The sequence below is a fragment of the Streptomyces yamdrokensis genome (genome assembly GCF_053890455.1).
Genome location: NZ_CM132679.1, coordinates 7,195,938 through 7,218,940, shown reverse-complemented (window position 1 = coordinate 7,218,940; position 23,003 = coordinate 7,195,938). Strand labels below are relative to the sequence as shown.

Here is a 23,003-nt window from a genome sequence, read left to right as displayed (position 1 = left end):
TCACCGTTCGTCGTGGTCGCTGTCGCCGCGTGCGGCGTCCTCGAGTTCGCTCAGCACCTGTTCCTCCACCAGGTCCGCCAGGGCGGCGACGGTGCGGTGGACCAGGACGTCGCGGGGCGTGAGGGTCACGCCGAAGGTGTCGTTGGCGCGGGAGGCGATCTGCAGGGCGCGCAGGGAGTCGCCGCCCAGGGCGAAGAAGTCGTCCTCGGCCCCCGCGGTGGCCCCCAGGACCTCCTCCCACAGCGCGGCGACGGCCTCCTCGGTGGGCGTGCGGGGCGGCACGTGTCCGGCGGTCCGCTCCTGCGTCTGCGGGCCGGGCGCGGGCAGCGCGGCCCGGTCGGTCTTGCCGTTGTCCGTGAGCGGGAACCGGTCCAGCGTCACGAACGCCGAGGGCACCATGGGGCCGGGCAGGGTGCGGGCGGTGAAGGCCCGCAGCTCCGCGCCGGCGGGCGGCTCGGCGCCGGGCGCGACGAGCAGGTGGGCCACCAGGCGCGGCAGCCCCGGCCCGTCCTCCCGCACGCTCACCACGGCGTCCAGCACCGCCGGGTGGCGTACCAGGGTCGCCTCCACCTCGCCGGCCTCGATGCGGTGGCCGCGCAGCTTGAGCTGGTGGTCGGTACGTCCGAGGTAGTGCAGTTCGCCGCGGGCGTCGCGCCGGACCAGGTCGCCGGTGCGGTACATGCGGGTGCCGGGCGGTCCGAACGGGTCGGCGGTGAAGCGGGTCGCGGTCAGGCCGGGACGGCCCAGGTAGCCGCGGGCCAGGGCCGGTCCGGCGAGCCACAGTTCGCCGGGCACTCCGTCGGGGACGGGGCGCAGGCGCGCGTCGAGGACGTAGGCGCCGGTGGCGGGCAGCGCGCGGCCGATGGGCGGTGCGGAGCCGTCCGGTTCCAGCGGGCCGGACCAGGTGGCGACGACGGTCGCCTCGGTGGGCCCGTAGGAGTTGACCATGCGGTGGTGCGGCGCCCACCGGGCGACCAGTTCGGCCCGGCAGGCGTCCGCGCCGACCACCAGGGTGCGCAGGTCCGGCAGGGTGCCGGGGGTGTCCGGCGGGAGGGTGGCGAGCGCCGCGGGCGGCAGCAGGGTGTGTGTGATGCGCCCGGTGCGCAGGACGTCGGCCAGTTCGGCGCCGAGCAGCGGGCCGGGCGGCGGTACGACGAGGGCGGCGCCGCTCGGCAGGGACATGCACAGCTCCAGCACGGAGGCGTCGAAGCTGGGCGTGGCGAAGGCCAGGACGCGGTCCCCGGGGCGGACCCGGTAGTGCGCGGCCTCGGCGGCGGCGAAGCCGGCCAGTCCGCGGTGGGTGACGACGACGCCCTTGGGGGTGCCGGTGGAGCCGGAGGTGTAGATGACGTACGCCGGGTCGTCGAGGTCCAGGGGGCGGACGCGGTCGGTGTCGGTGGGCCGGTGGCCGGGCGTGCCGTCGGGCGGCGCGGCGAGCAGGCCGGCGACCTCCTCGGCGGTGAGGGTGACGGCGGGGTCCGCGTCGCGCAGCATCAGTGCGACCCGCTCGGCCGGGTAGCCGGGGTCCACCGGGAGGAAGGCGGCGCCCGCCTTGGCCACGGCGAGCTGGGCGAGGACCATGTCCGCCGAGCGCGGCAGGACCAGCGCGACGATGTCGCCGGGCCCCGCCCCTCGCGCGACGAGCCGGTGCGCCAGCCGGTTGGCTCGTGCCTCCGCCTCGCCGAAGGTCAGTGGCGACTCCCCCGTGTCGAGCGCCGTCCGGCCGGTCCACCGGTCGACCGCGGCCTCGATCAGCGCGGGCAGCGTCGCCGGGGACACCGGCGGCAGCTGCGGGCGCGCGGGACCGTGCAGCAGCCGGTGCCGTTCACCGGGCGGCAGCACGTCGAGGGCGTGCAACGGCGCCCGGTCACCGGATGCGGCGAGGGCGGACAGGGCGTGCATCAGCCGGGCGGCCAGGGCGTGGGCCGTGGTCTCCTCGAAGTACCGCGGGTCGTAGCCGAGTTCCACGCTCAGCTCGTCGCCGGGCGAGATCACCACGGTGAGCGGGTAGTTGGTCGCCTCGCGTGCGTCGAGATCCCGGATGCGCACGCCGTGCGCGCCCGCGGTGGCGTCGCCGACGGGATAGTTCTCGAAGACCAGCAGGCTGTCGAACAGGGACGTTCCCGGGGGCAGTTCGCTCCACCGGTGCAGGTCCGTCAGCGGCACGTGGTCGAAGCGCCGGTCCTCCGCGCGGGAGGCCTGGAGTTCCCGCAGCCACGCGGCGCAGGGCGTGGACTCGTCCACGGTGACCCGCGCGGGCAGGGTGGTGATGAACAGGCCGGTGATCGTGTCCGCGCCCGGCAGGTCGGCGGGCCGGCCGGAGACGGTGGTGCCGAAGCACACCTCCCGCTCGCCGCTGAAGCGCGCCAGCAGCAGTGCCCAGGCGCCCTGCACCAGCGTGTTGAGGGTGAGCCGGTGGCGTCGGGCGAAGTCCGTCAGCCGGGCCGTGCCGTCGGCGTCCAGCCGCCGGGACAGCCAGGTTCCCGACCGGGCGGCGGCGCCCGGGGCGGGCCTGCGGTCGTACGGCAGCGCGGTGGGCTCGGTGTGCGCGGCGAGGACGGCCTTCCAGTGTTCCTCGGCGGCGGCGGTCTCCCGGCCGGCCAGCCAGGCTGCGTAGTCCGCGAAGGGCCGCCGCTGCGGCAGCCGCGGCTCGCTGCCGGCGGCGAGCGCGGCGTGCGCGGCCATCACGTCGCCCAGCACGTGGAAGACGCTCCACCCGTCCAGCAGGACGTGGTGGAAGGTCCACACCACGCGCACCTCGTCGGGGCCGAGCCGGATCAGGGTGACGCGCAGCAGCGGGGGGCGGTCCAGGGCGATGCCGCGGGCGCGGTCCTCGTCGAGCAGCCGCCGCAGTGCGCTCTCGCGCTGTGCCGGGGCCAGGCCGCTCCAGTCGAGTTCGGTGACGGGCAGGGGGACGTCGCGGTGCACGGTCTGGACCGGGACGGGGACCCCGCCCAGGGCCACGGCGGTCCGCAGCACGGGCGTGCGGTCGACGACGTGCTGCCAGGCGGCCGCCAGCAGCCGGGGGTCGCGCACGCCGTCCGCGACGAAGGTGATCTGCTCGACGTACAGGCCCTCACCGGGCTCGTCCATGCCGTGCACGACCATGCCGGCCTGCGTGGGGGTGAGCGGGTAGACGTCCGTCACGTCGCGCCCGTCGCCGGCGAGCCGGTCGACGGCCGCCTGGTCCAGTGCGGCCAGCGGGAAGTCCGACGGGGTGCGGCCGCCCGCGCCCGGCTCGGCGCAGTGCCGGACGATCCGCCTCAGTTCCTCCGCCGTCTCCTGCGCGAGGCGCGCGACGGTGTCGTGCCGGTGCACCTGCCGCGAGTACGACCAGGTGAACTCCAGTCGCTTGTCGGTGACCCGGCCGAGGACGTCGATGAGGTGGGGCCGGTCCGCCGAGCCGTCCATGCCTCCGGTCAGCCCGCCGTGGGGCGCGCGCAGCAGACCGCCCTCGGCCGCGTTCCAGTCCTGCTGTCCCAGGTAGTTGAAGCCCACCTGGGGCAGGCCGGGCAGCTCGCGTCCCGCCGTGGGGTGCAGGTGGCGCAGCGCGCCGTAGCCCACTCCCCCGCGCGGCACGGCCCGGAGGTTCTCCTTGACCGTCTTCAGCGCGGTCCCGGGGCCGGCGTCGCGGGGCACGTCGAGGCCCACGGGGAACATGGTGGTGAACCAGCCGACGGTACGGGTGAGGTCGACGTCGTCGAAGAGGTCCTCCCGGCCGTGGCCCTCCAGCGCGACCACCACCCGGTCCTGTCCCGTCCAGCGGGCCAGGACCCGGCCGAGGGCGCACAGCAGGACGTCGTTGACACGGGTGCGGTAGGCGTCCGGCACGTCCTGGAGGAGCCGGCGGGTGTCCTCGCCGCTCAGCCCCACGGTCACGGTCTCCTCGTCGGCGGCGGTGTTGCCGCCGGTGAGGTCGGTCGGCAGGGGGGTGGGGCGCAGGGCGCTCCAGTGGGCGATCTCGTCGTCGAAGCCGCCGTCGGCGGTGTGCGCGGCCAGGTGCTCGGCCCAGGCACGGAAGGAGGTCGTCTTCGCCCCCAGGTCGGGCGTGGCGCCGGCGCGCAGCGCCCGGTGGGCGGCGTCGAGGTCCTCCAGGATCACGCGCCAGGACACCGCGTCGACGACCAGGTGGTGGGCGGCCAGCAGCAGGACGGGCGGCCGGTGGTCGTCCGGGCGGCACAGGGCGGCCTTGAGCAGCGGCCCTCGTGTCAGGTCGAATCCGGAGCACAGGCCGGCGGCCACGGCGGCCGGCGCCACGGGTGCCCCGTGCACCTCGAGGTACGGCTCGGCGCCGGGCGGGGTGCCGTGCTGGCGCCACCGTCCGTCGCCGGCCGGTTCGTAGCGCATGCGCAGCGCGTCGTGCTGCTCCAGCACCGCCGCGAGGGCGGCGCGCAGCAGCGTCTCGTCGGTGCCGGCGGCGAGCTGGAAGGAGACCGCCTGGGTGAAGCGGGCCGGGTCGCCGGCGGGGGTGTCGAACAGCCAGTGCTGTACGGGCGACAGGGGGACGACTCCGATGACCGGGCCCTGTTCGGCGCCGGCCATCGCGACCGGGAACTCCTCGACCGCCGCGGCCAGTTCGGCGACCGTCTGGTGCTGGAAGAGGTGCCGGGGCGTCAGCGCGAGTCCTGCCCGGCGGGCGGCGGAGACGATCTGGATGCCGAGGATGGAGTCGCCGCCGAGTGCGAAGTAGTTGTCCGTCGCTCCCACGTCGGTCATGCCCAGCACCTCGGACCAGATCGCGGCGAGCGTCCGCTCGGTGGCGGTGCGCGGCGGCCGGGTGCCCTCCGTGGTGACGGCCGCGGACCACACCGGTTCGGGCAGGGCCCGCCGGTCGAGCTTGCCGGTGGCGCCCAGCGGCAGTCGCTCCAGCGGCACCACGACCGCCGGGACCAGGTGGTCGGGCAGCGTCCGGGCGAGGAAGGCGCGCAGGTCGGCCGGTGCCGGGCCGTCGGCGCCGCGCGGCACGGCGTAGCCCACGAGGCGCTTGTGGCCGTCGCGTTCCACGACGCGGGCGGCGGCCGCGGCCACCTGCGGGTGCCGGGCCAGCGCGGCCTCCACCTCGCCGAGTTCGATGCGGAAGCCGCGCACCTTCACCTGGTCGTCGGTCCGGCCGAGGTACAGCAGGTCGCCGTCGGCCGTCCAGCGGACCAGGTCGCCGGTGCGGTACATGCGGCTGCCGGGCGCTTTGAAGGGGTCGGCGGGGAAGCGGGACGCGGTCAGGCCGGGCCTGTTCAGGTAGCCGCGGGCCACACCGGTCCCGGCGAGGTACAGCTCGCCGGGTGCCCCGACGGGCACGGGGCGCATGCGGGCGTCGAGGACGTAGGCGCGGGCGCCGCCGACGGGCCGGCCGATGGGCGGGACCCGGTCGGGGTCCGCCGGGTCGCAGGTGAAGGCGGTGGCGTAGACGGTGGCCTCGGTGGGGCCGTAGATGTTCATGACGCGGCAGCCCGGTATCGCCTCCCGCACCTGTCGGACGGCACGGGCGGGCAGCGCCTCTCCGGCCAGGACCACGGTGTCGGCCGTGACCCGGACGGTGTCCTCGGCCAGCAGGCGGCTCAGCGCGGAGGGCACCGCGCTGAGCAGTCCCGCACGCCACGGTCCGGGCCGCTCGGCGAGGGCCAGCAGGTCGCGGACCACCTCCACGTGGCCACCGGACAGCAGGGGCGAGAGGATCTCGAACACCGACACGTCGAAGTTGAGCGAGGTGGAGGCCACCACGTGCTCGAGCCCGCGGCCGGTGAACTCGGCGGCGGCCCAGTCGGTCAGCGCCACCACCGAGGCGTGGGGGACGACGACGCCCTTGGGCCGGCCGGTGGAGCCGGAGGTGTGGATGACGTAGGCGGGGTGCTCCGGCAGCAGCCCGCCGCGCCGCTCGCCGTCACCGACGCCGGCCGCGGACGCGGCGGCCAGACGCCCGGCGCAGGCCGCGTCGTCCAGGGCGATCCGCGTGTACGGGCCGTCCGGCAGCCGCGCGGAGGTCTCCGCGCAGGTGATCACCGCGTCGGGCCGCACGTCCTCGAAGAGGAACGCGATGCGCTCGGCCGGATGGCCGGGGTCGACCGGAAGGTAGGCGGCGCCGCTCTTGAGGACCGCGAGGAGCGCCACGATGAGGTCGGCGGTGCGGGGCAGGGCCAGCGCGACGAACCGCTCCGGTCCGGCCCCGGCCTCGATCAGGAGGCGGGCCAGCCGGTTGGCGCGCTCGTCGAGCTGCCGGTAGGTGAGGTGCTCGGCGCCGGCGGTCACGGCCGGGGCGTCCGGGGTGCGGGCGGCCTGTGCGGCGAAGGCGTCCGGGAGGGTTCGGTGCGGCAGCTTTGCCACCGGCCCCGCGAGCCTTTCCAGCAGGCGGCGTCCGTCGTCCGGTTCGAGCGGCGGCAGGTCGGCCAGGCGGCGGTCGGCGTCGGCGGCGATCCGCGTCAGCAGCGTGCGCAGGCTCGCGCCGAGGCCTTCGACGGTGGCGGCGTCGAAGGCCGCCGGGTCGTAGTCCAGGGACACCGTCACGTCGTCGCCGGGGGCGACGACCACGCTGAGCGGGTAGTTGGTCGGCTCCAGGTCGCGTTCCTGCTCGACGGCGATCCCGTGCCGGGCCAGGGCTCCTTCGTCGAACGGGTAGTTCTCGAAGACGACGATGCTGTCGAACAGGCTGGTTCCGCCGGACACCTCGCTCCAGGTCTGCAGCTGGGCGAGGGAGACGAAGTCGTGGCGCCGGGCCTCCGACTGGGCGGCCTGCACCTCGCGCAGCCACTCCAGCAGGGGGCGATGGCCGTCGATCCGCAGCCGGGTGGGCAGGGTGTTGATGAACAGGCCCACCATGGAGGTCACGCCGGGCAGTTCGGCCGGGCGGCCGGACACGGTCGTGCCGAAGACGACGTCGTCACCGCCGCCGTAGTGGTGCAGCAGCAGCCCCCAGGCGCCCTGGAGCACCGTGTTGACGGTCAGTCCGGCCCGCTGCGCGGTCTTCTTCAGCCGCGCCGACACCTCCTGCCCGAGGGCCACCCGGACCGTTCCCGAGGAGGACGTGCGGTGGGCCTCGGCGGGGTGCCGGTCGCGCGGCAGTGCGGTGGGAACGGCGAACCCGGCGAGGGTCTCGCGCCAGTGGTGTTCCGCACGGCCGGTGTCCTGGGCGGCCAGCCACCGCAGGTAGCCGGCGAAGGGCGCCCGGTCGGGCACCTGCGGGCGGTGTCCGGAGGTCAGGGCCGCGTACCGCTCGCACACCTCGTCGAACACCTGGGCCGCGCTCCAGCCGTCGAGCAGGACGTGGTGGAACGTCCACACCATGCGCACGCGGTCCGGCGCCAGGCGGATCAGCGCGAGCCGCATGAGCGGGGCCGCGCCGAGGTCGATCCCGGCCCGCCGGTCCGCGTCGAGCAGCGACTCCATGTCCCGCGCGCACTGTTCGGCGGGCCGTCCGCACCAGTCGTGGTGGGTGACGGGCACTACGGCCCGGCGCTCCACCACCTGGAGGGGTTCGGCGGTCTCCTGCCACACCAGGCGGGTGCGCAGGATCGGGTTCGCGTCCGCCGTGCGCTGCCACGCCTCGGCGAGCGCGTGCGGGTCGGTGACGCCGCGCAGCACCACCTGCACCTGGTTCACGTAGGTGCGGCCCCGGGGGTCCATGAGGCTGTGGAACAGCATGCCCGACTGCATCGGCGTCAGCGGGTACACGTCCTCGACCGTGCGCCCGTCCCCCACGACCCGGTCGACGGCGGCCTGGTCGAGCCGGGCCAGCGGGAAGTCCGAGGGCGTGCGGCCGCCGGCGTCCGGGGCGGCGCAGTGCGCGACGATCTCCTCCAGTGACCGCAGCATGCCCTCGGCGAGGGAGGCGACCGTCTTCTCGCGGTGCCGTCCGCCGCTGTAGTGCCAGGTGATCTCCAGCTCGTCGTCCTCGACGCGGGCCACCACGTCCAGCAGGTGCGGACGCGGCGCCCCGGGGTCCTCGGCGCCGCCCAGACCGCCGGGAACCGCCCGGACCAGCGCGCCGCCGTCGGCCGACCAGTCGAACCGCCCCAGGTAGTTGAAGCTGATGCCGGGCAGCGGCGCGGCGGTGAGCCGCCCGTCACCCGCCAGGTGGCGCAGGGCGCCGTGGCCGACGCCCCGGCCGGGTACGGCCCGCAGCTGCTCCTTCACGGACTTCAACGCGGCGCCCCAGCTCCCCTCGGGCAGCTCGAGGGCGACCGGGAAGAGGCTGGTGAACCAGCCGACCGTGCGGGACAGGTCGAGGTCGTCGAAGAGCTGGTCCTCGCGGCCGTGCCCCTCCAGTCCCACGGCGACGGTGCCGCGGCCGGTCCAGTCGGCCAGCACGCGGCCGAGGGCGGTCAGCAGGACGTCGTCGACGCGGGTGCGGTAGACGCCGGGAACCCTGCGCAGGAGGTCGTCGGTCCGGTGGCGGTCGAGGCGTACGGTCACCGCGCGCAGGTCGGCGGCGGTGTTGCCGCCGTCGAGGTCCACCGGCAGCGGGTCGGCGCAGTGCCGCGAAACGGTCTCCCAGTGGGCGCGCTGCGCGGCGAAGTCCCCCTCGCCGGTACGTCCGGTGAGCCGTCGCACCCATTCCCGCACGGACGTCGTGCGCTGTGGCAGCCGTATTCGCTCGCCGGCCCGGGCCTGCCGGTAGGCGCTCTCCAGGTCCTCCAGCAGGATGCGCCAGGAGACACCGTCGACGATCAGGTGGTGGGCGGTCAGCAGCAGGCGCGCGGCCCGGTCCTCGCGGGTGAACAGCCGGGCGGCGATCAGCGGGCCGGTGTCCAGCCGGAATCCGGTGTGCGCCTCCTGCGAGAAGCGGGCCTCGGCCTCCCCGGCGGCCCGCGCGTCGAGACCGTTCAGGTCGTGGGCCCGCAGCAGTCGGGGGGTTTCGGTGCCGGGGGCGGCGTACTCCTGGTGCCAGGTTCCGTCCGCGGCGCGGGTGAAGCGGGCGCGCAGGGCGTCGTGGTGGGTCCACAGCGCGGCCAGGGCTGCCTCCAGCGCCTCGGAGTCGACGTCCTCGGCCGTCTCGACGACCACGGACTGGTTGAAGTACTCCGGGCGCGGCGGTTCGGCGTCGAGGAACCAGTGCTGGATCGGGGTGAGCCCGACCTCGCCGGCCACCTCGCCGGTGCCCGCGACGGTCGGGGCGGCGCCGGTCGCGGCGGTGGCCAGGGCTGCGAGCGTGGGGTGCCGGAACAGGTCCCTGGGGGTCAGCGCGAGCCCCGCGGTGCGGGCGCGGGAGACGACCTGGATGCTGACGATCGAGTCACCGCCCAGCATGAAGAAGTTGTCGTCGACGCCGACCCGTTCCACGCCGAGGAGCTCGGCCCAGATACCGGCGAGAACCCGCTCGGCGCCGGTGCGCGGCGCCCGGTGGGCGGTGTCGGCCGCCGCCGACAGGTCGGGTTCGGGCAGGCGTCGCCGGTCGACCTTGCCGTTCGCGGTCAGGGGCAGCTCCGCCACGGTGACGAACGCGGCCGGGACCATGTAGTCGGGCAGTTCGCCGGACAGGCGCTCGCGCAGCCCGGCCGCCGGCGGCACGGCTGCGCCGGGGGCGGGTACCAGGTGGGCGACCAGGCGTTTGCGTCCCGCGTGCCGCGACACCGACACCACCGCCTCGGCGATCGCCGGGTGCGCGGTGAGCCTGGCCTCGATCTCGGCGGGTTCGACGCGGAAGCCGCGGATCTTGATCTGGTCGTCGGCGCGCCCCACGAAGTGCAGTTCGCCGTCGGCGCTCCAGCGCACGATGTCGCCGGTGCGGTACATGCGTCCGCCGGGCGGGCCGAACGGGTCGGCCAGGTAGCGTGCCGCCGTCGCGCCGGGACGTCCGGTGTAGCCACGGGCGAGTCCGGCACCCGCGAGATACAGCTCTCCCGGCACATCCGGCGGTTGCGGCTGGAGCGCGCCGTCCAGGACGTACCCGCGGGTGTCGTCCAGGGGGCGGCCGATGGGCAGCGTCGCGGGCAGCGCGTCACCGGTGCGAAAGACCCGCCGGGTGGCGAAGGCGGTGGTCTCGGTCGGGCCGTACACGTCGACGACGGTGAGGTCCGGGCAGGCCTCCAGCACGCGCCGTACGGCGGAGCCGGGCACGGCCTCGCCGCCGGTCCACACCTCCCGCGCGCCGCGCAGGCAGGCGGGGTCCTCCTGGGCGAGGAGACGGAACAGGCCTATGGTCAGGAACAGGCAGGTCACCCCCTGTTCGGTGATCGCGTGGCGCACGGCTGCGGCTTCGAGGTCCCCCGGCGGGGCGAGCACGGCCGTTGCGCCGCGCAGCAGCGGCACCCACAGTTCGTAGGTGGAGGCGTCGAAGGCGTGCGGGGAGTGCACGAGGACGCGGTCGTGGCCGGCGAAGGCACGGTCGAGGGCGAGCGCGGCGACGTCCCGCTGCCGCGCCGCCACGCCCTTGGGGTTGCCGGTGGAGCCGGACGTGAACATGAGGTACTGGACGTTGTCCGGGTGCACGCGCGGCACAGCCGTGGGCTCCGGGGCCGCGGCGGCGTCGTCGTCCGGCCGCAGTACGCGGCCTTCCGGGAGGAGGGCCGCAGCCGTCTCCTCCCAGGCCCCGTCCGTGAGCAGCAGGTCGGTGCCGGCTTCCCCCAGCATCGTACGCAGCCGCTCCCGCGGCGCCCTGCCGTCGAGCGGGACGTACACGCCGCCGAGGCGGGCGAGGGCGACCTGGGCGACGACGAGGCCGGTCGAGCGGTCCATCAGGACGCCGACGGGGACCTCCGGGCGCACCCCGAGCGCGGCCAGCCGGCCGGCCAGTGCCGCGGCCCGGTCGTCGAGTTCGCGGTAGGTGAGCCGCTCGTCGCCGGCCAGCAGCGCGACGGCGTCGGGGGCGCGCCGCACCTGCGCGGCGAACAGGTCCGCGGTGGTCGCCGCGGGGGCATGGGTGGCGGTGTCGTTCCACGTGTGGAGCACCTGCTCGCGCCGGGCGGCCGTCAGCAGGGGCAGGCGGGCGGGCGCGCTGTGCGGTGCGGTGGCGAAGCCCTCCAGCAGGACGGTGAGGTACTCGGCCATCCGCTCGACGGTGGCGGCGTCGAAGAGGTCCGGGTCGTAGCCGAGACGCAGGGTGAGTTCCGTGCCGGGATAGGCGACCAGGCCGAGCGGGTAGTTGGTGGTCTCGATGCCGTCCAGGCCGCTGAGCCGCAGCCCGTGCGCGGTGGCGAGGCCGTCGTCGACCGGATAGTTCTCGAAGACCACGATGCTGTCGAACAGGGCGGCGCGTTCGGGCAGTTCGGTGAACGCCCTCATGTGGTGCAGCGGCACGTGGTCGTGGCGGCGGTCCTCGCTCTGCTCCTGCTGGAGCCGGCCCAGCCAGGTGAGCAGCGTCCCGTCCCGCGGCACGGTCACGCGGGTGGGCAGGGTCGCGATGAACAGGCCGGTCATGGCGTCGGCCCCGGGCAGCTCGGGCGGCCGTCCGGAGACGGTGGTGCCGAAGACCACCTCGTCGCGGGCCGTCCGGCGGCTCAGCAGCAGTGCCCAGGCGCCCTGCACGAGGGTGTTCATGGTCAGGCCCGCCGTCCTGGCCATGTCCGCCAGTGCCCGGGTGGTGTTCTCGGGCACCGTGACGCGTACCGCCCGCGTCGACTCCGCGCGGTGACTTTCGCGGGGTTCGCGGTCGAAGGGCAGCGCGGTGGCCTCGTCCAGGCCGTTCAGGCGGGTCCGCCAGTGCCGTTCGGCCTCGGCCCGGTCGGCGCGGCCGAGCAGCCAGGCGACGTAGTCGCGGAAGGGGCGGCGGTCGGGCGGCGGGACGTCCGCGGCGCCCGACAGGCCGGCGTGGCACGCGAAGACGTCGGAGAGGACCTGGAAGAGGCTCCAGCCGTCCAGGATCAGGTGGTCGAAGGACCACACGACACGGACCGCGCGCTCGGAGACCCGGGCCAGCACCAGGCGCTGGAGCGGCGCGCGTGTCAGGTCGACACCGCGGGCGCGGTCGTCCTCGAGCAGTGCGCGCAGCCGCTCCTCCCGCTCGGCGCCGGACAGGCCGCGCCAGTCCGCCCGCTCCACCGGGACGGCTGCCCGGCGCTGCACCACGAGGAGCGGCTCGGGCACGTCCTGCCACACCACGCGGGCGCGCAGCACCGGCGTACGGTCCGTGACCCGCTGCCAGGCGTCCGCCAGAACGGCCGGGTCCTCCACGCCGTCCAGGACGAACGTCAGCTGCTGGAAGTACACGCCGCGGTCGTCCTGCGAGAGCCGGTGGAAGAGCATGCCGGCCTGGGTGGGCGTGAGGGGGTGGACGTCCTCCACGCCCGCGGGGTCCTCCCCCACGATGCGGTCGACGTGCGTCTGGTCGAGCCGGGCCAGCGGGAAGTCCGAGGGGGTGCGTCCGGCGGTGCCGGGCCGGGCCGCGTGGCGGGCGAGGCCGGCCAGCGCGTCGGCGAACCGTCCGGCGAGGTCCGCGACGGTGTCCCGCCGGTGCAGCTCGTCCGAGTAGAACCAGGTGAACTCCAGGCTGTCGCCGTCCAGCCGTCCCACGACCTCCAGCGCGTGCGGGCGTGACGCCGAGGGATCGGCGTCCAGCTCCAGCGGACAAAACGGGCCTCCGTACAGCCCTTCGGAGGTCCCAAAGAGCCCGAAGCGGCCCAGGTAGTTGAAGCTGATCTGCGCGGCGGTCGCCGGGAGCGGTGCGGCGTGGCGGCCCGGCAGGGTCAGGACGCCGTGGCCGAGGCCGTGCCGGGGCACCGCGCGCAGCTGCTCCTTGACCTGCTTGAGTACGGCGTCCCAGTGCGCCTCGGGCGGGACGGCGAGGGCGACGGGGTGGCGGGTGGTGAACCAGCCGACGGTGCGGCTGGTGTCGACGTCGGCGAACAGCTCCTCGCGGCCGTGGCCCTCGACGTCCACCAGCACCCGGTCGTGACCGGTCCAGCCGCACAGCACCCGGCCGAGGGCGGCGAGCAGGACGTCGTTGGCCCGGGTCCGGTAGGTCTCGGGCAGGGTCCGCAGGAGCGCTTCGGTGTCCTGGGAGCCGAGGCGTACCGTCACCGAGCGCTGGGAGGCGTAGGTGTTGGTGCCCGTCCGGTCCGACGGCAGGTCGGCCCGGGCTCCCTCGGCCGCCCGCGCCCAGTAGGCCCTCTCGTCGTCGAACCCGCCGGCGCCGGCGTGCGCGGCGAGGCGCTCGGCCCACTGCCGCAGCGGGGACGACTTGGGGGGCAGCTCCGCCGCTCCGTCCCGGCCGGCACGGCGGGCGCGGTAGGCCCGGTCGAGGTCCTCGAGGAGCAGGCGCCAGGAGACCCCGTCGACGACGAGGTGGTGGACGGCCAGGTGCAGCACGTGCGGCCGTTCGGGGCCCCGGTCGTGCAGCACGGCACGCAGCATGGGGCCGTGGCGCAGGTCGTGGGGGCCGAGGTGCGGGGTGTCGGTGTCCGGTCCGGTGTGGCGCGCGAGGCGGCGGCGGGCGGCCGGGCCGTCGATCAGCCACCGTACGCCCCCCTCGTCGGTGGGGAAGCGGGAGCGCAGGGCGTCGTGGTGGACGATCACGTCGTTGAGGGCGGCTTCGAGTGCGACGGCGTCGAAGCCGGCGTGCAGTTCCACCGAGAGTGTCTGGGCGAAGTGCCCGGCGCGTTCGCCCGCGCTGTCGAAGAGCCAGTGCTGGATGGGCGTCAGCGGCGCGGTGCCCGTGGCTTCGACGGGTACGGACGCCTCGGCGGGCCGCCGGCTTCCCGCCTCGTCGGCGCAGCGGGCCAGGGCGGCGACCGTCTGGTGCCGGTAGACGTCCCGCGAGGTGATCGTGAGGTCCGCCTGCCGGGCCCGGGCGACGACCTGGATGCTGAGGATGGAGTCGCCGCCCAGCGCGAAGAAGTTGTCGTCCGCTCCGACCCGCTCCACCTGCAGGACGTCGGCCCAGATGGCGGCGAGGGTCCGTTCGGTGGGGGTGCGGGGGGCGACGTGGCGTGTCGCGGGTTCGGCCGGCGCCGGGTCGGGGAGCCGGCCGCGGTCCAGTTTGCCGTTGGGGTTGAGCGGCAGGGCGGGCAGCACCACGACGGCCGAGGGGACCATGTAGTCGGGCAGGGTGCGCCCGAGTTCACGGCGCAGCGCCTCCGGTTCCACACGTGCGCCGGAAGCGGGGACGACGTATCCGGCCAGGCGGCGGTGGCCGTCGCCGTCGTGGGCGGTCGCGGCGGCCTCGGCGACGCCCGTACAGCGGCGCAGGGCCTCCTCGACCTCGCCCAGTTCGATGCGAAAGCCGCGCACCTTGACCTGCTGGTCGATGCGGCCGAGGTACTCGAGCCGGCCGTCGGCGCTCCAGCGCACCAGGTCGCCCGTGCGGTACATGCGGTCGCCGGGGGTACCGAAGGGGTCGGCGACGAAGCGCGTGGCGGTCAGACCGGGGCGTCGCAGGTAGCCGCGGGCCAGCCCACCGCCGCCGAGGTACAACTCACCCATGACGCCGGGGGGCTGGGGGCGCAGCAGGCGGTCCAGCACGTAGGCGCGGGTGCGCGCGACGGGACGGCCGATGGGCGGGGCCTGGTCGGGGACGGTGCCGCCGGCGAACCAGGCGGTGGCGTAGACGGTGGCCTCGGTCGGGCCGTAGAGGTTCGCCACCTCGGCCGAGGGCATGGCCTCCCTGATGTCCCGCACGGTCCGGGCGGGCAGGGCCTCGCCTGCCAGGACGACGGTGTCCGCCTCGACGGCGCCGTCGCCACCGAGCACACGGGAGAGTACGGACGGGACGCCGCTGAGCAGTCCGGCCCGGCGCGGTCCGGCGCCGTCGGCGAGGGTGGGGAGGTCGGCGACCACCTCGACACTGCCGCCGGCCAGCAGGGGGCACAGCAGCTCGAAGACGGACACGTCGAAGTTGAGGGAGGTGGACGCGACGACGTGCGCCAGCCCGCGCGGGCCGAACGTCTCCTTGGCCCAGGCGGCCAGCGCGGCCACGCTGCGGTGGGTGACGACCACGCCCTTGGGGCGGCCGGTGGATCCGGAGGTGTAGATGACGTAGGCGGGGTGGGACGGGTCGAGCGGCCGGGTCCGGTCGGCGTCGGTCGGGTCGGCGTCGGTCGGGGCGCCGGCATCGGACGGCTCGATGTCCTCCAGGAGCAGCGGTTCGCAGTCGTCGGGGAGCGCGTGGGCGGTCTCACGGGTGGCGACGACGAGGGCGGGGACCGCGTCGGCGAGCATGAAACGGATCCGCTCGGCCGGGTAGCCGGGATCGACGGGCAGGTATCCGGCGCCCGACTTCAGGACGGCCCACAGCACCGGCAGCAGGTCGGCGGAGCGCGGCAGGCACAGCGCCACCAGGGACTCCGGTCCCGCGCCGTGTGCCGTCAGCAGCCGGGCGAGCCGGTTGGCCCGCCGGTTCAGCCCGGCGTAGTCCAGCCGGGCCCCGTCACAGGTCACGGCGGTCCGGTCGGGGGTCCGGGCCGCCTGCGCCTCGAACAGCGCCGGGAGCGTGGCGCCGTCGGCGTGCTCGCCGGCCGGCGCGGGCGGGTTCCAGGAGTCGAGGAGCGTGCGCCGTTCGTCGTCCGACAGCAGCGGCAGTTCGGCCAGCGTCCGGTGCGGGCCGTCCGCCATGCCTTCCAGCAGGCGGTGCAGTTGCCGGCTCATCCGGGCCACGGTCGCCGCCTCGAACAGGCCGGTGCTGTACTCGACCGTCAGCTCGCAGCCGCCGTCGGCGCGCGGCGCGAACTCCAGCACGAGGTCGAAGCGGGCGGCCGGGCGGGGCAGCGGATGGTCCTCGATCCGCACCCCGGCTGCCAGCGGCGGCCGGGCGGGTGCCGCCTGCTGCACCACCAGCACCTGCACCAGCGGAGTGCGGCTGGGGTCCCTCGGCGGGGCCAGTTCCTCGACCACCCGGTCGAACGGCACGTCGTCGTGTGTGAAGGCGTCCAGCACTCTCGCGCGCATGGACTCCACGAACCGGTCGACCGTGAGGGCGTCGTCGACCTCGCCGCGCAGCACGACGGTGTTGGCGAAGAAGCCCGTCACGTCCTCCAGTTCGCGGCGGCCCCGCCCGTTGGTGACGGTCCCGAACGCCACGTCCCGCTGCCCGGAGTAGCGAGAGAACAGCACGGCCGCCGCCCCGGCGAACAGCGTGAAGACGGTCGTGCCGCGGCCCTGCGCCAGTTGCCGCAGCCGGTCCACCAGCTGCTTCGGGAGGTCGTGGCGGTGTGCCGCGCCCGCGGTGGTGCGCACCGCCGGCCGGGGCCGGTCGGTGGGCAGTTCGAGTTGCTGCAGGCCGGCCAGGTGGCGCTTCCAGTAGCCGAGGCCGTCGGCGTCCGCGTCGCCGGTGCGCCGCTCGTGCTCCCACAGCGCGAAGTCCGGGTACTGCACGCCCGGCCGGGGAAGGCCGTCCGGTTCGCCGCATGCCTCCGCGCGGTAGAGCGCCGCCAGGTCCCGGGTCAGGACGCCGACCGACCAGCCGTCGGTGACGATGTGGTGCTGGGCCAGCAGCAGGACGTGGTCCTCGGGTGCGCGGCGGACGAGCAGCGCCCGGGTCAGGGGCCCGGTCGTCAGGTCGTGGGGGCGGCGCAGTTCCTCGGTCAGCAGGCGCTCGACGGCGTCGCCCCGCCGGTCGGCGGGCAGGTGCACGACGTCGGCGGTACGCAAGGGGAGCACCGCCTCGGGGGCGACCATCTGGGCGCCCCGGCCGTCGACGGTGGCGAAGGTGGTGCGCAGGGAGTCGTGGCGGGCGGCGAGCCGGTCCAGGGCGCGTCGCAGGGCCTGCGTGTCGAGCGGGCCGCGCAGCCGCAGCGCCACGCCGGTGTTGTACTCGGTTCCGCCGCCGGTGAGGTCGTCGAGGAACCACAGGCGTCGCTGGGCACCGGAGAGCGGGACGGGCTTTTCGCGCGGGGCGGAGGGGATCGGGTCCGGCGGCGCGGCGGCGGACGGCTCGGCGGCCAGCGGGGCGAGCGCGGCGACGGTCCGCGCGGTGAACACGTCGCGCACGGAGAGCCGGACGCCGAGGACTTCCCGGATCCGCGTCAGGGTGCGGGCGGCGAGGATCGAATCGCCGCCCAGGTCGAAGAAGTCGTCGGTGACGCCGAGGGCGTCGACGCCGAGGACGTCGGCCCAGATCGCGGCGAGGGCCCGTTCGCCGTCGGTGCGCGGCTCGACATGCTCCACGGTCCGCGCGCCGCCGGGGGCGGGCAGGGCCCGCAGGTCGATCTTGTGCTGCGGGGTGAGCGGCAGCGCGTCCAGGACGACGACGGCGGAGGGCACCATGTGGGCCGGCAGGGTGGCCGCGAGGGCGGCACGCAGCCGGGCCGGGTCGGCTCCGCGGGCCGGGTCGGCGGGCGTGACGTAACCGACGAGCCGGCCGCGGGCGGGTTCCTCGTCGCGGACCACGACGACGGCCTCACGGACGCCGGGGTCACGGGTCAGGGCGGCCTCGATCTCGCCGGGCTCGATGCGGAAGCCGCGTACCTTGACCTGCCGGTCGACCCGGCCGAGGAACTCCAGCTCGCCGTCCGCCCTGCGGCGCACCCGGTCGCCGGTGCGGTAGAGGCGGGCGCCGGGCGACCCGGAGGGGTGGGCGACGAACCGGGTCGAGGTCAGACCGGGGCGGCCGAGGTAGCCGCGGGCCAGCCCGCCGCCGCCCACGTACAGTTCGCCCTCGGTACCGGGCGGCACCGGGCGCCTCGCAGGGTCCAGGACGTGGGCCTCGGTGCCGGGCAGCGGGCTGCCGATGGCCGGTGTTCCGGTGCCGGCGGTCAGCGGCCCGGTCCAGGTGGCGACGACGGTGGCCTCGGTCGGCCCGTAGGAGTTGATCATGCGGCGGCCGGGTGCCCACCGGTCGACGAGCGCGGCCGGGCACGCCTCGGCCCCGACGATCAGGGTGCGCAGGTGCGGCGCGCCGCCGGTGTCCGCCGGGTCGGGCAGGGTGGCGAGGGCGGCGGGCGGTATGAGGGCGTGGGTGATGCGGTGTTCGTCCAGGACCGCGGCCAGTTCGTCGCCCAGCCAGGGCCCGTCCGGCGGTACGACCAGCAGGGCGCCGGACAGGACGGAGACGCACAGCTCCAGTACGGAGGCGTCGAAACTGGGTGAGGAGAACTGCAGCACGCGGTCGCCCGGGCCGACGGCGTACCGCTCGGCGGCGGCCGCGGCGAAGGCGCCGATGCCGCGGTGGGTGACGGTGACGCCCTTGGGGGTGCCGGTGGAGCCGGAGGTGAAGATGACGTACGCCGCGTGGTCGGGGAGCACGCGGCTCTCGGGCGGGTCCGCCTCCCGGTCCCCGGCGTCCATCAGCGCGCGGACCCGGTCCGGGTCGTCCAGGACCACCGCCGGGTCGGCGTCGGCGAGCATCAGCGCACGCCGTTCGGCCGGATAGGCGGGATCCACGGGGAGAAAGGCGGCACCGGCCAGGGACACGGCCAGCTCGGCGGCGACCAGTTCCATCGAGCGCGGCAGGACCAGCGCCACCGTCCGCTCCGGTCCGGCGCCGCTGCCGGCGAGGTGGGCGGCGAGTCGGCCGGCCCGCCGCGCGAGGTCCCCGTACGACCAGGTGCGTCGGCCGTCGGTCACCGCGGGGGCGTGCGGGTCGCGCGTCACCCACCGGGCGAACAGCTCACCGAGCGGGACGTGGCGGGTGGCATGGTCCGCGCCGGTCGGCGGGGCCGTGCCGACCGGTGCGGAGGCGGGCGCGGCGGGGTGCTGGGCGTGCAGGTCCGTCATCGGGGCGAAGTCCTTCGGGCGCGGGGCGGCGCGCGGACCCGGCGCGGCGGTCTCGGACAGCCTGCGGGCACACCTGAGCGGTGCGGGGTCCATGCGTACGGGGCGGGTGCGTGACGCGGGCGCGGTCAGACGGTGCCGGTGCGGCGCGCGGTGCGTCCGGATATCTGCAGGCGGTCGACGGTCCCGGTGGCGGGGTCGCGGTGGAAGCGGCCGCCGGGCTCGTGCCGGCCGGTGGCCGGGTCGACCAGATCGCAGGACAGGTCCGGGTAGCACACCAGCGGGATGGGGTAGTCACCGTCGACGGACAGGGTCGGCGTGCCGTCCCCGTCGAGCTTGACCGCGTACTCGGTGCCGCCGTTGCGGTAGGTGCCGGCGCATTCCGGCAGCGGTACGGCAGGACCGCGGTGGGCGGCGGACGGGGCGGTCGGCACGCGTATGCCGGTGAGCCGGGCGAGGTCGGCGGCGAGGTCCCGCCACAGTGCGGTGGCGCCGCCGGCGTTGCCGGTGAAGGCGACGACGACGCCGCTGTCCGGCTCGGCCCGCAGATGGCAGGAGGTGCCCTGGGCGTTCCCGTCGTGGCCGCACCACACGTGGCCGTCCTGCCGGAAGAGGGCGAGGCCCAGGCCCCAGGAGTCCGCCAGGGCACCGGGGTCGGCGGCCGGTTCGGGACGGCGCATCCGGGCGGCGGCGGACGCGGGCAGGACGGTGGACCGGCCGGTGACGGCCCTTCCCAGGGCCACCAGGTCCTCGGCGCTCGCCATCAGGGCTCCGGCCGGAGCCTCCACCGGGGCGAGGTTCTGGTGGGCCGGGCGCACCAGGCCCGTGGCCGTGTTGAGGGCGTGGCCGGTGGCGACCGGCCGCGCCGGGGTGGCGTCGCCGAGGAAGGCGGGGACGATGCCCAGGGGATCGAGGAGGAGCGCTCGCAGCGCTTCCTGCCAGGTCATGCCCGTCACTTCGGACACGAGCCGGCCCGCGGCCACGTAGCCGGCGTTGGAATAGGAGAAGCCGGTTCCCGGCGGGAACAGGGCGCTCCGCGCGGTGCAGACCGCCGAGAGGTAGCGCGTGGCGGTGGCGCCGGCGGCGCTGTCGGAGTCCGGTCCGGTGGGCAGACCGGCGGTGTGACCGAGTAGGTGGCGCACGGTCACCTTGGGTAACGGCCTTAATTCGGGCAGCAGTTCGGCGGCAGGATCATCGAGGTCGAGGTCTCCGTCGTCGGCGAGGAGCAGCACGGCGGCGGCCGTGCCGAGCTTGGTGACGGAACCCAGGGGGACGGCCGTGTCCGCGGTGACCGGGGTGCCCGTCAGGGCGTCGGCCGTGCCGGTGTGCACGCTGAGGGTGTGCGTGCCGGTGTGGACGGCCAGTTGGGCGCCGGGCACGCGGTGGGCGCGCGCGAGGGAGTCGAGGCGGCTCTGCAACTCCTGGCGCAGCGGGGACGGCGACCGGTCGGCGGCCGGAGCGGCGGTGGGGTACGGCATGGGAAGGGGACTCCTGGTGAGAGCGGGTGCGGGGAGAGAACGCGGCCGGCCCGCGGGTGAGCGGTTGCGGGACCTGCGCACGTCGACGCGCGTCACGCCCTGGTGACGGCGATCGGCAGGTGGCGTACGCCGACGATGACGGCCGGGTTCCGGTACGCGACATCGTCGTAGGCGGGGACCGCGAGGATGGGGAAACGTTCCACCGGCATATGCAGCGCGATCCGCGCTTCCAGCCGGGCCAGGGGCGCGCCGAAGCAGAAGTGGATGCCGCGACCGAGGGCCGGACGGGGATTCGGACTGCGGGCGACGCCGAAGACGTCCGGAGCGGTGAAGCGGGCGGCGGCACCGTCGAGCAGGCGCGCGCACATGGCCTTGATGCGCGGTTCGAGCCCGCGGTCCACTCTGGGGGTGAAGCCCCGGCTCACCAGGGTGCGGAGTGTGCGGTGTCCCGGCGGGTCCGTGCCGGCGAAGCTGCCCTGCCGGAAGGTCTCGAAGTCCTGCTGGGCGGGGGTGACCGGAGTGAGGTCGGCGAGTACGGCGGAGACCCCCCGGTGGCCCACGCCACGCCACTGGCCCTGCGTCCCGTCGTAGGCCGCGGGGCCCGCCTCGCGCGAGGACCGCCACCGGCCGGGTAACGCGTTCAGGGGCGATTCGGCCCCGGTCGTTCGAGTGCTTGTCACCGGTTCTCCTTGGGTGGGAACGCGCGGGCCCGGCATGGGCCGTCAACGGTGGTGCGGGTTCGCCGGCCAGGAAGCCATGGGCGCGGCCGACGGGTGTGCCACCGCCCAGCGGACCTCGCTCCGCGCCAGGTGGCCGGCTCGCGGTCGGGCCGGCCGCCACTCGGGAGCTGCCCGTCCGCCTCACGGAACGCCCGTGGCCGCCGGGGGCGTCAGTAGACCTGGGGACAGGTTCCGTACGCCGGGGCGGCGGTTCCGAGCGGTCCGGACGTCCGCCGTGCGGCCGGCAGGCCCGCACACTCGCAGCCTGGTGACACGTGCCTCTGACGCAAAGCAGACATCACTGCATCCCCCCGTGACTTTTCCCGCGCAGCGGCTCCGCGCAGGGCTCTCCTGTCCCATTCCTACGATTTAGCGCTTTGCGCGCCGAAAAGGCGCTTCGGCACGATCCATCCGGGCCGAACGCGCTCACAGTTTTCACGTTGGGTCACAGGATGGCAACCCCCCGAAACTGGAGGGGAGATGGCCTGTCGGTGAACCGCCGCCAGGTGCGTGTATCCCGTCTCTGCATAGTCAAACCCCTTGCCCTCAGGGAGAATTGACTTCATTTCAACAACTTGCCCACGACTGCCACCACCTGCACCGTCCGCCTCGGACGCATGGCCTCTCGCCCCGTGGATTTCGGCCAGATTCGGCACCGGCATGCCCGAACGCCGCCCCGTCCCGGTCCCTTCGGCGGGCGCCGGGCACGGGGGAACGACCCGGCGCGTGGAAGGAGTCACCGGCGCTCACGCTCACCACGCGTGCACGGGCGTACACCAACGAGGTCGCGGCACCACCACGAGCCCCCGCGATCCGCGAACGCGCCGCCCGTCATCGTCCGCCGGCGTCGGCGCACTCGGCGACGAGCCGCACGACGGTGTCCGGATGGTCCGTCAGGAAGAAGTGCTCCCCGGGAAGGGTTTCCAGCCGAAAACCGGCCGTGGTGTGACTCTTCCAGGCTGCGGCCCCCTCCGGCGCGACCTGTGGGTCCCGGTCCCCGGTCAGGCAGAGGACCGGCGTGTCCACCACGGCGTCGGGGACCGGCCGGTACCGGGTGACCGCCCGGTAGTCATTGCGCAGGACGGGCAGGAACAGGTCCATGAGTTCCGGGCTGCGGACGATCGCCGGGTCGGTGCCGCCGAGAGCGGCAAGATGGTCGAGGATCTTCCGGTCGGAGTCGAGGACGGGCAACTCGCGCGGTGCCGACGGGGCGGTGCGGCCGGAAACGACGAGGCGGCAGTGCGTCGTCAACCGGTCGTGCCCGAGCCGGAGTACCGACTCGAAGGCGACGGACGCCCCCATGCTGTGACCGACGAGCACCAGCGGCACGGGCTCCGCCGCCCATCGCCGCAGGGACGGCACCAGCCGGTCGGCGAGCCCCTCGACGGTCGCCACGAACGGCTCGCCCAAGCGTTCCTGCCGCCCCGGGTACTGAACGGCCGCGACGTCGTACCCCTCGGGGAACCGCCGCGCGAACGGCGCGTAGAACGAGGCGGCGCCACCGGCGTGCGGAAAGAAGAGCACGCGCGCGCGAGGTGGCGCGGCACCGCGCAGCGGCCTGATCCAGGGATCCTTGTTCTCCATCGGCGCTCCCCGCCCCTTTTCCTGTGACCGGGGTTGTACGCCCGGCCGACCCGGTGTGACCACCGTCGACCGTACGGTGCCCTGGCGCCGACCGTCGATGGCACCTCGCGGAGCGAGACTGCCCGGCGCCCGGCGCCGGTGGCAGGGAAGGTGTGGACCCGGACGGGTCAAGACACGCCGCTCTGGCCCTGTCCGCTGTCCGCTGTCATGTCGCGGCCACCCAGCCGGACGGCCGGACGGCCCGCCGGGCACACTCCGCCCACACCGTCCTGCCCCCCGGGTGACGGGGCTCGCGGCCCCAGGCGTCGGCGAGCAGGGCGACGAGGGACAGGCCCCGTCCGGATCCACCGTCGCTGTCGCTGTCGGTACCGGCGGTCGGGGCGGGCCGGGGCGGGCAGGCGTTCGCCCCGCGCGTCGGTGGCCTCGATCCACAGGATGGCGGGCGTCGGGGTGAGAGCGGGACGTGCGTCCCTGCCCCGCGCCCGCCGCCCGTGCAGGGCCGCGTTCGCGGCCGGCTCGGCGATGAGGAGGGACGCCGTGGCCGTACCGTCGGCGGCGGCCTCCGGCCGCCCCTGTTGCACGGCGAGCCGGCGCTCGGCCGCACAGCGTGCGGTGTGCGCGCCGTGCGCCGTGGTGGAAAACATGGTGCGGA

At 75.4% G+C, this 23,003-nt stretch carries 4 protein-coding genes; all 4 read right to left on the bottom strand.

Going from position 1 to position 23,003, the window contains the following annotated elements:
• The 4 genes from ACWZEH_RS31800 to ACWZEH_RS31785 all read right to left on the bottom strand — a co-directional run bounded on the left by ACWZEH_RS31800 (position 1) and on the right by ACWZEH_RS31785 (position 22,351).
• Positions 1–18,573, bottom strand: a complete 18,573-nt coding sequence (locus ACWZEH_RS31800) for a non-ribosomal peptide synthetase (RefSeq protein ID WP_456194511.1) — start codon at positions 18,571–18,573, stop codon at positions 1–3.
• A 125-nt stretch (positions 18,574–18,698) separates the two neighbouring features.
• Positions 18,699–20,048, bottom strand: coding sequence for a serine hydrolase domain-containing protein (locus ACWZEH_RS31795; RefSeq protein ID WP_456194510.1), 1,350 nt, complete (start codon positions 20,046–20,048; stop codon positions 18,699–18,701).
• 92 nt (positions 20,049–20,140) lie between these two features.
• Positions 20,141–20,728, bottom strand: a complete 588-nt coding sequence (locus ACWZEH_RS31790) for a cytochrome P450 family protein (protein WP_456194509.1) — start codon at positions 20,726–20,728, stop codon at positions 20,141–20,143.
• Between the two features lie 870 nt (positions 20,729–21,598).
• Positions 21,599–22,351, bottom strand: a complete 753-nt coding sequence (locus ACWZEH_RS31785) for a thioesterase II family protein (protein ID WP_456194508.1) — start codon at positions 22,349–22,351, stop codon at positions 21,599–21,601.
• Positions 22,352–23,003 lie beyond the last annotated feature (652 nt).